Raw genomic sequence first — 15,064 nt, forward strand, 5'->3', positions numbered from 1 at the left:
ATGGGTCATTCCCCGCCATTCCCGAACCAGCCTGCTGCCGGGACTAAGCTTGTGAGTTGCCGGCATTCCTGTATCGGCGGTCATCGTTCCAGGCGAAGCCGGTACATATCGCCGAAGCTGGCGAAGGGTCGATTTCTTCAAACCACCGCAATCCTTTGCCTGACGGTTGTAATGACAGGCGTAGAGAAGAAGCCGGGTGCTCAAGCCCTTGGGCGGCGGTCCGCCGTAATCCTTAATCCAGGCGTCAACAAGGTCAGGTCGAGATGGTTGGGCGTCCGTAGTTACGTTTGCCATCATCTCATCCCTCAACGGCTTTATATATCGTCTTTCCGGAAGGGGTTCGAGAATGATCAATTCGCACGCCCTGTTTGCGCAGCCCCGTCAGCGCCGCCCAGATACTATGGGCCTGCCATCCGGTTGCCTTCTGCAGGTCCTGCATCCGCGCGCCTTTTGAACGTTTGACAAGTTTGAGGATAATATCGGGCTTTTTAGGGGAGGGGTTTACCGGTTTCCGCGCTCCGGATGAAGCCGCCCGTTTGGTTGCCGTTTTGGCGTGCGCTTTACTCGGGGGCAACGTTCCTGCTGCCTTTGCTTCGATTGCCTCCGGTTTCGGTTCTGTCTTTGCTGCTGTCATATCGACCTCCGTGCTATTGTCCCGACGGTGCGCCGGGGCTTGCACTGAGGCGAGCCCGACGCCTGAGGGAAGGAGAGCCGGGCTGGCGAGGGGAGGCGGTCAGGCACCCTTAAATCGCTGTCACAGTACCGCTCTCGGTGTTGTCAGAGGAAAATGGCTTGAGCCGTAACGAAGCTGGATTTACGGTCGGCACATGAAAAATCCATTTCGCTATTTTAAGACTTCACCTGATATCATTCGACTGGCTGTGATGATGTATGTTCGGTATCCGCTGTCATTACGTCAGGTTGAAGACCTCCTGCATGAGCGGGGTATCGACGTCAGCTATGAAACAGTCCGGGCATGGTGGAATCGTTTCGGGCCAGTGTTTGCGGCAGAAATCAGAAAAGCCCGCTCCGTTTCCTTCCATAACTCATCTCAATGGAGATGGCATCTGGATGAAGTTTTCGTGCGGATCAATGGCGAGATCCATTATCTTTGGAGAGCCGTTGATCACGAAGGTGAAATTCTTGAAGCCTTCGTATCTAAGCGGCGCAATCGCAGCGCTGCCTTGAAGTTTCTGAAGAAAGCCATGAAACGATATGGCAGCCCGAAGATTATTGTGACGGATAAACTTCGCTCCTATCGAGCGGCAATGAAAGATATAGGCAACGCGGATCATCAGGAAACTGGTCGATGGCTGAACAACCGGGCTGAAAATTCGCATCAACCGTTCCGCCGACGAGAACGCGCGATGATCAAATTCAGGAGTACAAAATCATTACAGAAGTTTGTCTCTATTCACTCGTCAATCCACAACCATTTCAATCACGAACGTCATCTCCATAGCCACGAAAATTTCAAGTTGAAACGTGAAGCCGCTCTTATGGAGTGGCGTCAGCTTGCCGCTTAAGGATCGTCATCTTTCCTCTTTACTTCGCCTAACAACTTTCCTCTGACAACACCCGCTCAAGACCTTCTCTTTCCTGCCCTTTGGCGAGGTGCCGGCGAGCATCTATGGCTATTGGTCTGGTTGCATCGTGCAAACCGAGCCGATCACCTTGAAAGCTAATTACGATTGATGCCTTTCGGAGTTGACGAAGCACTATAGCCGCCTCTGTTTCAGAAAGTTCGCCAGCACCTAGCAGCTCAATAGATTCAATCTGCGTCAGGGGCACATCGGCAAGACTCAGCAGCGCTGCTGCGCGAGAGGCACTTGGTTCCAGTTTCGCGAATACTTCTTCAAGGATGATGTCTTGAGCTGTGGCCTGAGCATGTACACGCCGTTCGATAGCGTCGCAGAAAGCAGAAGCATCACCGTGATAGTCCCGCGCCGCCAGCATTGCGGCGTTACGTACATAAAGTGGTAATCCGCCAGTCAATGAATGCACTCGATCTGCGGTCTCTAAGGAAATCGGTGCATCCACAAGATTGAATTCAGCTGCGATATCTTCTCTGGACCACCCAGCAAGACGCTCAGCTGTAATCTGATGAAACGCCTCTATCTGAGCGGCGCCATCCCATGGCTGGGCAAGACAAAGAAATCGAAGATTGGGCGCCGCTTCCAGGAGTGCGCGAACTGTCGTTGAATCGAGTCGATGGGCATTGTCGAGTATGACGCTTACCGACAAACCATCGTCAGACATCTTTTTATCGCAAGCGCGCAGGACATTCAGCCCGCTCTGTTCTGCTAAGAGCGCGCCTCCGAAACCTTTTTCCCTCCCGCCTGCGAACCGAGCGGCGAGTTCTCGTGCGAGGCCCGTCGCGATCGACGCAGCTGGGATTTCGCTGACATCAAAATATACAATTGGATCGGGACAATGGAGCGCCGTTTGTGATGCCCAAGCTGTCTTTCCTGCACCCGAAAACCCAATAACCAATCGGAGTCGAGCGTCAGTCACTAGCGGCGGCTCGTCCGTCTGCGGCCTATAGTGATCTGGTGGGTCCGGGAAGTCCTGCAATTGGAGCACAAGCTGTTCCAGAAGCTCTGGCAGCTCTTTAGCGCGGAATATCCGGTCTCGCCCACCCGTCGATGCGTAAGCGACCTGTGCGGCTAGCTTCCAGACAAGAGTTTCAGCAGACAATGTCCCAAATGGTATGTCCCGAGCTTTTTCTACACACCATGCGAAAGCGTCCTCTATGGTTGGCCATGCTGGAGGAAACGATCCATCCGCAGAGCTGGGAACCGTGAGGGCGACATCTGGAAGCCAGTCAGTTTTCAAGGCAGCGGTCAGTGTCGGCCCCAATTCAACGTTGCTGACAAATGAGAATGAAGCCGTACCTGTGCGGTGGCCTCCGGCATGTTTTTTTCGAAGTAGATCAAAGCGCTCCTTCGCGCCGCCAAGGTCACCTGGCTGAAGTGGGCGGTTTCGGGTTTTTACTTGAACATAGTGGTGGCCGTTTGGAATTGAGATTTCGATATCTTCATCGTGCTCGATGATGATAACTGTCTCGTCCACGCGGCCAACGGTAAGTAGGCAGGCTACACCGTACAAATGTTGGTAAAGGAATCCCCGATGGACAGCGCCGATCCGGGTGACTTGCGCCGGGTCGAGCGGGGAAGGTAATTGGAAAAGCTTACCATCTGTTTTGGTATTATTTGCGCTCAACAGGCAGGCCTTTATAAATGGTTGGAAACTACTATAAGTATAGCAATAGCATAACAGCGAGTGTTTTTAAGTAGTGGGTTTTCTCGCTCAATTCTTCTTTTTCCGATTTGCCATGAGTTTCTTCAGTGCTTTCATTTGCAGCGCATGGCGCAAACTGACGGCTTTGCTAATTTCCAGCGTAGTTTCTGCATACCCCTTGCCCTCTGCAAGCTCGGCTGCGGTTTTGCTGGACGTTGTCTGAGCGCCTGTGTCTGCACCGCACCCTAGCAATATCGATAGGGTTTGGGCGTGCCCAGCCCATGCAGCGATATGCAGTGGGGTCCAATCTTTATCTGCTTTCGCTTCAATATCAGCACTGTGAACCAGTAGCTCTTTGGTAGTTTCGGCGTGTCCGTAACTCACGGCTATGTGGAGAGCAGTCCAGTTGCCTTTGCCGCAGCGGGCGCTGGTGGAAGCTCCGGCTTCCAAGAGTAGGCCGGTGATCTCTGGCGTTTCTTCCAGTGCGGCCAGATGTAATGGTGTCCATCCGTTTTCATCTGTGGCGGTGAAGTCAGCGCCAGCGGCAATTAGTGCCCGGCATTTTGGCAGATCACCTTGTCGGATGGCTTGTCTCAATTGCAGTTCTTTGAGTTTATCCTTGTCCGTCACCTCTCTTGCCTTTCATTATCGGCGGTTTTCTAGCCTTGTGTCAGATCATAGCTGGTGCTGCGCCCGCCGCCAGGGTTTTTCTGAAGAGCACCTTTTTCAAGTAAATCAAGGATATCCCGATAGGCTGTGTCCTGCGAGCATTTGGCAAGCTTCGCCCACTTCGAAGATGTTAGTTTACCTTCAAAACCGTCCAACATTCTGTTGAGCACTTTGATCTGGCGCTCGTTTAAAGCTTCAGTCGCAAAGCGTTCCCAGAAGCGTGCTTTGATCATAACGGAGCCAAGCGTCTCCTGTGCACTTTCAGTCGCGCGGAGGAGGCAGTCCAGAAACCATACCAGCCATCGCGTAACGTCCAGCGGGCCTTTCTGCGTAGCTTCCAGAATATCGTAATAGTCATTCCGTTCACTGCGGATCTGGGCTGACATGCTGTAGAAGCGCTGGGCACTGCCTTCGGAGCGCGCTAGCGCCATATCAGCAATTGCCCTGGCGATACGCCCATTGCCATCATCAAAGGGATGAAGGGTGACGAACCAGAGATGCGCTAATCCTGCTTTCAAAACCGGATCAATTTCCTGTTTACCGCTGAACCAGTCCAGAAACCGAGACGTTTCAGCCTCCAGGCGCATTGCCGGCGGTGCGGTATAGTGAACTTGCTCCCGACCAATCGGACCGGAGACAACTTCCATCGGTCCGTTGGCATCATCACGCCAGTCGCCAACTCGGATTTTAGTCATCAGGTTGCGCCCGGTGGGGAAGAGGGAGGCATGCCAATCAAACAGCCGATCCTTCGTCAGTGCCTGATCGAAGTGGCGGGTGGCATCCAGCATCATCTCAACAACGCCTTCAACGTTGCGGTCGGCAGGTTTAAGTCCGCCGATATCCATTCCCAGCCGGCGGGCAATAGATGAGCGAACCTGATCCGGGTCGAGGTTTTCGCCTTCGATTTCACTGGATTTGAGAACATCTTCAGTGAGTGTGCGCAAGACAGCTTCTTCCTGTAGCTGGAAGCCTAATGCCTCCATATGTCCCAGAAGTCGCCCTTGTTCGTGACGCGCTTTTAAAAGCGTTGTTGTGATCTGTTTTCCGTCCCAGCTAAACTCCGGCCAGTCCGTTTGTTCCCAGATATACATTTTAATCTCCGCACAATGTGCGGTTATTATTGCTCGTATTCTCCGCAAAAACAAGATTATTCGGCGCAATATATGCGGAGATTAAGCGTTGTATTCTCCGCATGCGTTGAAAACAGTCAAGAATTCAGGGCTTAAAGCCCCGGATGAGGGGCTATTATACAGCGCGGTGCCGGTATGAAAGCGCGCATCTGGGCATCTTTGAATGCGATAATTTGAGCGATCTGGCGGATGGCAGCAACGGTTTTGGCGTGTTCTGCGGTGCAGGGGCTTGTTGAGATCACGGCCTGACGTGCTGTGGCGAATAAAGCGGTGAGTTGTCTAATCGTCAGATTCTGAAGCTGATCTCTGCTCATGAAATAGGCCATTGCGCTTCTCCTTTTGTCTCTTGAACCGCGCCTGTCGCGGCCTTGATGACGATCGAAGAGCGCGCCGCTCGACGCTGCATCCGCCAGGACCGAAACACCAAGAGAAGGACTGGACCCGCATATGCGGCAGCCAGTTGCAGCGCACCTGAAGCGGTGCGCTAGAACAAAAGAAAAAGGCCCGCACGGGAACGCGCGTTACAAAAGAAAGGAGAAGGGGGGCATTGTCAGAGCAGTGTTCTTCACGGCCCAATAAGACAGCTTGCTTTTGTTAAAAGCACGGCTCATACAAAGGCAGACTCATTCACAGCTGAAAAAGAATACGCCCGTTTGCGCTTCTGACACTGGACTCAGCTGAAGGCCAATTGTGGAATTGGAACGGGAGCAGAGATACCATCACCGCCACCATGCTAGCGTTGGCCACCCAAACGATATCGATGATTTAGGTTCGTGATTTTGCCAGAGTCGTTAAGCGATGCTTCGCCGTACAGGTCTTGGGTGTAATGGTTCAGACTTGAACTGAATTTGAAGCAAACGAAATCTCCGAGTCCTCTCAAGGTCTGCGACATCGCATTACGCACTGGTGCTTCCGGCCTAAAGCTGACCTTGAGGGGAGCCCAAACATGCTGCAGTGCGGCTCACTGAAGCAGACATTCGTCGAATCTTCAGCGGCTCTGTGGGGGCTATGAAACGTGTTGTTCGCGCTCTCACATGGCCAAAGCTCAGTGCATACATCTAAGGATGTGTTTTGTACTCTAGCAAGTACCGGGCGAAACTGCTTAAACTGAACAATTATTTTCACCAATTTAACTAGAAAACGCCACCTTTTGAAACTTCAAAACAATCTCTTTTCGCATTCTTGAGGCAAGTGCGTTGTTTTCCTTCGGTGTAGGTAGGTATCTGCTACCCAGCGGAATTTCACGTTCTGAACGGTCCAAAAGCGTCAAACCCACTAATTCTGCGGCGTTTGCGAGCGCGGATGCGTTATCTATGTACACACCTTTTAGACAAGAGTTTCCCATGACGTACAGAGCAGTTCCGTTGGGTTTTAGAATACGTTCCGCTTCCTTTGACAACCTGTGGAGATCAATTGCATATCTTGATATCATAGCTTTCTGGCGAGGCGCGAGATTGGATATGTCGCCGAAACCAGCAAGAACCTTGGAAACCATCTCCACGGACTTTGTTGTTGCTCGTTCGGCGCCGACGCTCATTGATCGCAATTGCCGAATTTGAGGAATGGTGAAGCCTAGCCAAACTAGGGACAACTTGTGACCACGCAAGTAGTCGATAGCGTTGAGGTAAGGAGGTGAGGAGACAATTGCATCGCAAAAACCGTCGCCAATTGAATCAATTTTTCTTGCATCTCCTCTCTGGATCGTAGCATTTCCATCAATTTTCAATTTTGAATGCCGCTGCAACATCTGGGTGACTGATTGCTCAAATCCCTTGAAGACATCGTAGTCGCTGGTCTTTGCTACTCTATGCGGTCTGCTATGAGATGTATCACGTGCAAGTGATGCCTTGCTCTCTTTTGTTACAATAATTCTGCTTAATGCAATTTTGAGCGCGTCGACTTCCTTGCTTGGTTCACTTTGATGGAGTCGATCGAGTTCCACCGCAATGCCGGACAGCGCCCGCTTTTGCTTGTCTGCAAACCAAAACCCTATGAACTTGTGGGTTTCATCTTCGACTTCAACCCAAGGAAGGTCTGCTGGTGTAGCTGAGTTCAATCTCGCTTGCCGTATGATTGTCTCGAACAATCCGCGCACCCTGTCGTAATCCAAGCAGCTTGTTGAAACTTGGGCTATCAAAGCTGCTAAGGGATCAAGATCAAAACCGTAGAACTGGTGCCCAGCGGCTACGGCAGTCATGGCAACAGTGCCTGATCCGACCATTGGATCGACTATGATACTGCCTGCGTCAAAGCGTTCAATCTCTTCAAGTGCAATATTCGGCGCCATCCGAGCGGGAAACGGGTGTAAGTATGATCGTGAATGAAGCATCTATTTTCCAAGAGACAAGCTGACTTGTCCTTTTTGGTACTTTTCGGGAAGCGCGTCTAGCTGTTGTTGCAGCGCTTCCCCGATTTTCTTGGGTGTCGTAAGCAGATAAACATCGCCACTCATGTTTGCCGAAATTACGTTTGGAACCATCAGCTGCAATCCACGCATAGCGGCTATAATGTTTAGCTTTTGTGGAAAATTTTCGTTGTCAAGGATTTCACGGCAACTCGCTGCGATCTGTGTAGCGTGGATAACATCTGGCAACTTGGGGTTCTTGGATACTATCTGATCCAAGGCCTGCATGATTACACTGATTGTAAGCGTTTGGTCATGGATCAGACCATTCTCAAAATCTTCTACCCATTTGGCGGTTTCTTCAGGAGTGTGAAGATCAAAGAGAGGTTTCAATTTGCGTAGATCGAGTGGTCCCTGCTGTAACGTGACCGAAACCAATCGACCGAGCGCTTCTGCCGTCATCGGGGTAACACTGTTTGCCTTGCACTCCTTTTGCAATGCACCGTTGGCGAAGTCCTGAGCCACAACCAAAGCATAGTCAGCGTCGAAGTCTTTTTTATGCCTAGCTAGACCCGAGACACCAACGTTGCCAGCCGAAGCTTTCCCGTGAATGGAAGATTTTGCATCGTAGGTCAGTTTATAGTCCTGTTTTTGCTCGTCCTTTTCTCGAGAAATGATAGCAGACGCGACCCCTTCTGGTTTGCCAGACTGTCCCATGCGCTCGACTACAAATCCAAGATAGTCCAATGCGTCGCCGACGATCACTTCAAACCCCTTAACATGATCGGTGGTTTCGCTCAAAAGCTTTACGATTTGCGGTGCAGTTCGCCTCCGGAGAGTGGCCACAAGACGGAGCATTCTGTCTCTATAATCGCTTATTTCTGTCAGCCGGTCCTCCGGCAAGCCACTGTCCAGCATATACGTGTCAGTAAGAAATTCGACCAATGCTGTGTCTTGCAGCATTCGAAGCTGTTCTGGGTTGTCAGAGTATTCAACGCTAAACGGGTGGCTCTTGTTGATTACAATCTCTTGTTTAGAGACGTCGTACCGGACCAGTTTTTCAGAAGGCTCCAACTCGACCATTGGCATCTTACGGACCAAGTTTTCAGGTTTTCCAATGATCTCCTCACGCCACTTATTACGAAACGAAACGGAGTCTTCAACACCTCGCGCGTCGATGAAATCTGGAGTATCGTTGACGTCAACTAGGTATTCCTCGACGAGACGTTCAAGAGGCTGAAATGGCATTCGCGCGCCAAACTCGCCGGCTACGGCATCACCTTCGGTGGGCCAGCTTTCCTGTGCTGCCTTGTTTGCCGCACTTCTAGCGTCATTGAAAAAACGCATCAGAATTGCACGAGTTGCAAGAAGTTCGCGGCTAGCCGCTACCCCTTCACGATCTACAGAAATTTTCCCATCAAGGTAATCAGCTCTAACGGCACATCTGAAAGAAGCCCACGTTGAGTGGCTTAGGTTCTCAAGTCCAAAATAGGGGTCTTCCGGTAGGATATTTCGTCCTAGGACATTTACTATAAAGCCATTTGAACTCTCTTTCTCTTCACTGCGGCCACCAGAAATTTTGTCAGCAAATAGTCTCACAGTTCCGGATAATTCCCCAATGCCCTCTAGTTTAATATGTGGGTGAGGTGTCGTATGGTGGGTCACAGGGACCAATTTTTCATCAACGACAATGCTTTCAAAATCGTAGTCCTTTCCGAGCGTCCACTCCGAAATAACCTTCGTTTCGACCTTCCGTGGCACAATGGTTTCACCGTTCACTGAAATGCGAATTGAATCGCCAAGGGGCAGCGATGTCTTTAGCAGGTGCTTGACCCAACCTAATTTAAGTTGAGTTCCCTCCGTTTTTAGCTCTGAAAGGATTGCAACAGTCCAAGTATGATTGCGTGATGATGGCTTTTCCTTTGGGCCACCGAATTCATCGACATAATCTGCTGCAACAATGTCCGGCACATCTTGGGACAAGAGATCATACAATCTAGCGCCTTCGTCAGTTTCGGAGAGCAACCCTTCTACTTCATCCATCGAAACCTCTCGCACAGGCAACGGCAAGGCATCAATGTGCAGCTTCTCTCGGTTTTTTTCCGCGTCAATGTCTCGGTAGTCCAAAGTGACAGCGCGAATTATTCCGTCAGATGCCCTGCAAATATATGTTAGTTCGTTGGCCAGAAGATAGGTAGCAAGTTTACCGACGCCAAATTTACCAATTGGCTTACGCATGGCTTTGTATTCAGGTTGGCGCTTCTTGGATGTAGCGACCGACCAAAGGTCTTTGAATCCGGAAACATCCATGGAGATTCCATCATCAAGAATCCAGATTTTTGCGCTAACGCTATCAAGGTTTTCTGGGACGCTAACATAAACGTTTTCAGCATCCGCGTCCCAAGAGTTGCTTATCAACTCCTCAAAAGCTTTGTTAGGCGACGAATATAGCTGCTTACTAAATAGGTTCAGGAACTGTGGGCCAATTTGAACACTAACTTGATCGACTTCACTGCCAACTGACTTGATCGCATTTTCGGGCATTTCGAATCCAAATTAAATCTAACGCGTTGGGGCGATCATCACAGTAACGCGACTAGTTTTCAACCTTTACTTGCGAGATCGAGTGGAGACCGTAGGCACCGAGTGTTGGAATTGTGCCAACGGGCCAAGGGATCTTTTTCCGCGCTAAACGGGATTGAATGGGGCTCAAGGGCATTGTCACATTAACTTGAGAAAGTCGCATAGAAACCTCAGAAAAAATGTTTAGGCCGCTGCGCTTGCATTTTCCCAAACGCCAAATGCTTTAGCACGGCTTTGCTTGAGATGAGATCTGTTTATTAGGTGACGTTGAAGATAAAAACTATTGTAAGTGGCAGACTGGATATTGAGAAATCTCTGGGCTGAACCTGGCGATTTAAACTTCTGCATTTTTCTTTCTCTTCGCCGGATGGGAAGATGTGAATTTTCTGCCCGATTATTCGCTCTTTTCTTATCAATATGCTCGGCTTTCATGCCTAGAATTCGAAGCGCCTTATGATAGGATTTTAGCTTATCCGTGACGATCTGCATCGGCGCGAAACCCTGCTTCTTCAATAATTTTCTCATCAGTTTTAAGGCCGCTTTGGCGTTTCGCCTTGGTTGTACAAGGAAATCCAAGACTTCACCTTCGCTATCGACAGCACGCCATAGCCAATGTCGTTTACCACGAATAAAAATGACCATTTCATCCAGATGCCAGATATCGTTGGGAGAAGGGCGGTTGGATCTCAGATTTCTGGCTATTGGTTCGCCAAACTTTAGAAACCATCTTCGAACTGTTTCGTATGAAATATCCAGGCCTCGCTCGGCCAACAGATCTTCTACATCTCGATAGCTCAGCGTAAATCGAGCATAAAGCCAAATTGCATGTTGAATGATATGAGGTGGAAATCGGTGCCGGGAATAAGAGATATTTTTCATCGATCGAGATTAGAGCACCAATAATTTTTCCGCCACTAAGTTAATGTGACAACAACCTGACAGAACTATCTGCTTCCACTTGACCTCAATCAAGGACATGGTGGGGGGTGGGCTGTACAACAAGGCTAAGAGGGGGCATAGGGTGGGAAATGCTTGAATTAAAACGGGTTGCCATTGATACCTACCGGGACAATGTGGCGTTTCTGGCAAGAAATTGCAGTGTGTACCGGCCCGAGGAATATCAAGCCTTAAAGAAAATTGAGGTGATGAATGGAAAACACCATCTGCTGGCGTCCCTTCTGATTGTTGATGATGAGTCAATTGTCGGGCCAAACGAACTCGGCCTGTCGGAGCAGGCTTTCCGGCGGATGGGGCTGAAAGAGGGGGCGGATGTAACCATCTCCCCGGCAGAGCCTCCTCGCAGCCTTGATCATTTGCGGAACAAGATTCACGGCCATACTCTTGATTTCCGGCAAATCGAGGAGATCATCGAGGATATTGTCAACTACCGTTATTCGGAAATGGAAATTGCGGCCTTCCTTGTATCCTCAGCCGGCTTTATGACGACGGACGAAATGCTGTCGCTAACGAAAGCCATGGCGCAGGCGGGCACACAGCTTCGCTGGAAATCGCCGGCTGTCGTCGACAAGCATTGCATAGGCGGCATTCCGGGCAATCGTACCTCGATGATCATCGTGCCGATTGTTGCCGCCCATGGCCTGACCATCCCAAAAACCTCGTCGCGGGCGATTACGTCGCCTTCTGGAACTGCGGATACCATGGAAGTGCTTGCGAAAGTGGATCTATCCATGCCGGAGATGCAACGAGTTGTGGAAGAATGTAACGGCTGCATTATCTGGGGTGGGCATGTCAATCTGTCGCCGGCGGATGATATACTGATCTCGGTGGAGCGACCGCTTTCAATTGATACGCGCGAGCAGATGGTTGCTTCCATCCTGTCGAAAAAACTCGCGGCCGGTTCAACGCATCTCCTGATTGACCTCCCGCTCGGTCCCTCCGCAAAGGTCCGCAACCACACTGATGCCATGCGTCTGCGCAAACTTTTTGAATATGTCGGCGATCAGGTCGGACTCGCCATAGACGTGATCGTGACCGATGGAACGCAACCGATCGGCAATGGCATCGGTCCGGTGCTGGAAGCGCGTGACGTGATGGCGGTGCTCCGCCGGGAGGAGGGCGCGCCGATGGATCTACGCGAAAAATCCCTGCGGATTGCGGGGGCCTTGCTTGAGAACGACCCGGGCTTGCGCGGCGGCGGCGGCTATGCACGGGCACAGGAATTGCTGGATAGTGGCGAGGCGCTGAAATCCATGGAGCGGATAATTGCGGCGCAGGGCCGGGCGGCGGAAATCTCTTGCGTTGGTGAATTAACCCATGATGTTCTCGCGCCAAAAAGCGGCTCCGTCACAGCGATCGACTGCTTTCGTCTTGCCCGGATTGCGCGATTGGCGGGGGCACCGATGGATAAGGGGGCGGGCATCGATCTGTTCACGAAAATCGGTGACAATATCGCCGAGGGCGAACCGCTTTACCGCATCCATGCCTGTTTTCAATCTGATTTTGGTTTTGCAGTCAGATATGCGGGCGAGGGAAATGGCTACACGATCGGGGGCGGAAGATGAGTGCGGCATCCCTGCATTTCCTGCCGACAAGCCGGGCGGCCGCCGAAGAACTTTCTGCCCGTCTTGGCATTCGCGCTCATGAAATCATCATCCACCGCTTTCCTGACGGCGAGAGCCGGGTGCGTATCCATCCTGTGAAGGGAACGGCTATCCTGTTCGCGAGCCTGAACAATCCCAACGAGAAACTCCTACATCTCGCCTTCGCCGCGGCCACACTGCGGAACGACGGGGCAACGCGCCTGATCCTTGTGGCGCCTTATCTTTGCTATATGCGGCAGGACATGGCGTTCGAGACGGGCGATGCTGTCAGCCAACGGATCATCGGCGATTATCTATCCCGCTATTTTGACCGGGTGATCACTGTCGATCCGCATTTACACCGTATCGACAATCTGCAAAGCATATTTTCGAATTGCCAAGCGGATGCCTTGACCGCAAGTGGCTTGATCGCCAATAGCCTTTTGGCGAAAGTAGATCGCAGTCTGCTTCTTGTTGGTCCGGATGCCGAGTCATTGCAATGGGTTGGCGCGATTGCGGAAAAACTTGATGCGCCCTTTATTGTTGCGACCAAAGTTCGACATGACGACCGGAACGTAGAGGTCCGCTTCGCAGATGAAAAAAAGATAATGGGCGCGAATGCCGTTATTCTTGATGACGTGATTTCGAGCGGGATGACGGTCTGCCGTGCCGCGGAAGCCTTGCTAAAGGCAGGCGCGAAGACTGTCGAGGTTATCGCAGTTCATGCGCTCTGCAGTGATGCAGATCTGATCGCAATACAAACGGCTGGTGTCCTAAGTATCCGTTCCACAGACAGCGTGCCACATTCGACCAATGCAATCAGCCTCGCGCAGCTTCTTTGCCGCGCATTGACAAAGGAGACGTGACATGACAACGCGGATCAAATTTTGCGGCGCGGCCGGAACGGTTACCGGATCCTGTTACAGATTGCAAGTCGCAGGGCGACAGTTCCTTGTGGATTGCGGTATGTTTCAGGGCACAAAGACCTTGAAGGAGCTAAATTACGGGCCTTTCCCCTTCGATCCGGCGGAGATTGATTTTGTTCTTCTCACCCATGCTCATATCGATCATAGCGGGGTTATTCCAAAATTGATCAAGGCTGGCTTCACAGGGCCAGTCTATACCACGGCTCAGACACGCGATCTTTTGAGTTATATGCTGCCCGACAGCGGTTATATTCAGGAGGTCGAGGTCGAGCGTCTCAACCGGCGCAACCAGCAGCGCGGCAAGGCGGCGGTTGAACCGATCTATACGCGCAAAGACGCCGAACAATCGATTGCGCAGATTCATCCTGTTGAGTTCGAAGAGTGGCTGCAACCCTGCGCCGAGGTAAAGGCAAAATTCTGGAATGCAGGTCATATTCTGGGGGCTGCTTCAATCGAGATAGAAATCACCGAGCGTGATGAAACGCTCCGACTATTGTTTTCTGGCGATATCGGTCCGGACAACAAGCTGTTTCATAGCGATCCTGAGGCTCCCGGCGGCTTCGACTATGTGGTTTGCGAATCTACTTATGGTGGGCGGTTCCGCGAGGATGCCACGTCGGAGGCGCGACGGGAAATCCTGTCGGCTGAAATTAACGAGGCCATGAAAGCGGGGGGCGCGCTGATTATTCCTTCCTTCGCCGTAGAACGGACACAGGAACTACTGCTCGATATCGACGACCTTCTTGATAATGGTCAAATCGCTTGCTCGGCGGTTTTTCTTGATTCACCCCTTGCCATCCGGGTCACATCAGTTTTTTCAAAGTATAAAAATGACCTTGAAGATGTCAAAAAGGGTGACCACCCCTTCTCGAACCCGAAGTTTCACTTCACCGAAACCGTTGAGGAAAGCAAATCCATCGCCCGATTTGATGGCGGCGTTATCATCGTGGCGGCGAGCGGGATGTGCGACGCGGGACGTGTTCGCCACCATCTTAAAAATCACTTATGGCGGCCTAAATCGACTGTTCTGCTGGTCGGGTATCAGGCGGCAGGTACGCTCGGCCGCTTGCTCCAGCAGGGGCTTAAGAAAGTCCGAATTCAAGGCGAGGAGATCAAGGTCCGCGCTCATATCCGATCCATAGATACTTATTCGGGCCATGCCGACGGCAATGGGCTTGTCGCGTGGGTAGAGGCGCGCAAACCCGTTCGTCAGGCTATCTTTCTCACTCATGGATCTCAGGAATCTCTTCAGGCAATGCAAGCCCAGTTGCTGGAAAAGGGATTTGAGGAGGGGAAGGTTATTACCCCTGCGCTTGACGAGGAATATGAGCTGCGTACTTCCGGTAAAACGGGTAGGTTGCGTGGTGTTAGCAAGCGTTTGGCGATGGATAGTGTCGACAAGCTTGATTGGCATAACGAGCTCGCCCAGCTGACACTTGATATTCGATCGGAACTGGAAAGTACACCAGATACCAAGCAGAAGTCTAAGTTGCTTTCAAGGTTACGCCGGGCTCTGAAGAAGTAGGGCTCGCCGGCAAGCTTGCAGATTTTGATCAGGATCAACGCGAGGAATTTATTATTCTGTAAAGTCGTAGCCTGTGCCTCTTAAGCCTACCCCAATCCAATTCTTTT

General features: G+C 51.2%; 13 protein-coding genes. 4 read left to right on the forward strand and 9 right to left on the reverse strand.

Going from position 1 to position 15,064, the window contains the following annotated elements; all coding sequences use genetic code 11:
* Both LKE13_RS09810 and LKE13_RS09815 read right to left on the reverse strand, forming a co-directional pair.
* The coding region (locus LKE13_RS09810; RefSeq protein ID WP_227950760.1) for a DUF2924 domain-containing protein at window positions 1-294 on the reverse strand (294 nt) is incomplete at its 3' end.
* Window positions 295-298: 4 nt separating this feature from the next.
* On the reverse strand, window positions 299-634 hold the full coding sequence (locus LKE13_RS09815; protein WP_227950762.1) for a DUF3489 domain-containing protein: 336 nt from the start codon (window positions 632-634) through the stop codon (window positions 299-301).
* A gap of 193 nt (window positions 635-827) precedes the next feature.
* On the opposite strand from LKE13_RS09815, the gene LKE13_RS09820 reads away from it, so the two are divergent.
* Complete coding sequence (locus LKE13_RS09820) at window positions 828-1,526, forward strand: IS6 family transposase (RefSeq protein WP_227950764.1); 699 nt, start codon at window positions 828-830, stop codon at window positions 1,524-1,526.
* A gap of 28 nt (window positions 1,527-1,554) precedes the next feature.
* Here the strand turns inward: LKE13_RS09820 and LKE13_RS09825 are convergent, their stop codons facing one another.
* The 7 genes from LKE13_RS09825 to LKE13_RS09855 all read right to left on the reverse strand — a co-directional run bounded on the left by LKE13_RS09825 (window position 1,555) and on the right by LKE13_RS09855 (window position 10,845).
* Window positions 1,555-3,222, reverse strand: a complete 1,668-nt coding sequence (locus LKE13_RS09825; protein WP_227950766.1) for a dsDNA nuclease domain-containing protein — start codon at window positions 3,220-3,222, stop codon at window positions 1,555-1,557.
* Window positions 3,223-3,309: 87 nt separating this feature from the next.
* The gene (locus LKE13_RS09830) at window positions 3,310-3,870 is read right to left on the reverse strand and encodes an ankyrin repeat domain-containing protein (protein WP_227950769.1); all 561 of its coding nucleotides are present in this window, start codon (window positions 3,868-3,870) and stop codon (window positions 3,310-3,312) included.
* Between the two features lie 29 nt (window positions 3,871-3,899).
* Window positions 3,900-5,000, reverse strand: a complete 1,101-nt coding sequence (locus LKE13_RS09835; protein ID WP_227950771.1) for a Fic family protein — start codon at window positions 4,998-5,000, stop codon at window positions 3,900-3,902.
* A gap of 131 nt (window positions 5,001-5,131) precedes the next feature.
* A complete protein-coding gene (locus LKE13_RS09840) occupies window positions 5,132-5,365 on the reverse strand; it encodes a hypothetical protein (protein WP_227950774.1) in 234 nt (77 codons plus the stop codon).
* Between the two features lie 803 nt (window positions 5,366-6,168).
* A complete protein-coding gene (locus LKE13_RS09845) occupies window positions 6,169-7,368 on the reverse strand; it encodes a site-specific DNA-methyltransferase (RefSeq protein ID WP_227950776.1) in 1,200 nt (399 codons plus the stop codon).
* On the reverse strand, window positions 7,369-9,927 hold the full coding sequence (locus LKE13_RS09850; RefSeq protein ID WP_227950778.1) for an ATP-binding protein: 2,559 nt from the start codon (window positions 9,925-9,927) through the stop codon (window positions 7,369-7,371).
* Between the two features lie 222 nt (window positions 9,928-10,149).
* Window positions 10,150-10,845 (reverse strand): IS6 family transposase, encoded by a 696-nt coding sequence (locus tag LKE13_RS09855; RefSeq protein ID WP_227950780.1) that lies wholly within the window; start codon window positions 10,843-10,845, stop codon window positions 10,150-10,152.
* Between the two features lie 149 nt (window positions 10,846-10,994).
* Here LKE13_RS09855 and LKE13_RS09860 point away from each other — a divergent pair, with 149 nt between their 5' ends.
* From LKE13_RS09860 to LKE13_RS09870, 3 genes are read left to right on the forward strand one after another with little or no spacing between them, the layout of a single operon-like run.
* Window positions 10,995-12,488, forward strand: a complete 1,494-nt coding sequence (locus tag LKE13_RS09860) for a thymidine phosphorylase family protein (RefSeq protein WP_227950783.1) — start codon at window positions 10,995-10,997, stop codon at window positions 12,486-12,488.
* Entirely contained in the window at window positions 12,485-13,372 is an 888-nt protein-coding gene (locus tag LKE13_RS09865) for a ribose-phosphate diphosphokinase (protein ID WP_227950785.1), read from the forward strand. Before LKE13_RS09860 ends, LKE13_RS09865 begins: the two co-directional genes overlap by 4 nt.
* 1 nt (window position 13,373) lies before the next feature.
* Window positions 13,374-14,957, forward strand: coding sequence for an MBL fold metallo-hydrolase RNA specificity domain-containing protein (locus LKE13_RS09870; protein WP_227950787.1), 1,584 nt, complete (start codon window positions 13,374-13,376; stop codon window positions 14,955-14,957).
* Window positions 14,958-15,064: the final 107 nt, after the last annotated feature.

This window comes from Sneathiella sp. HT1-7 (genome assembly GCF_020731145.1).
Classification (GTDB): Bacteria; Pseudomonadota; Alphaproteobacteria; order Sneathiellales; family Sneathiellaceae; genus Sneathiella.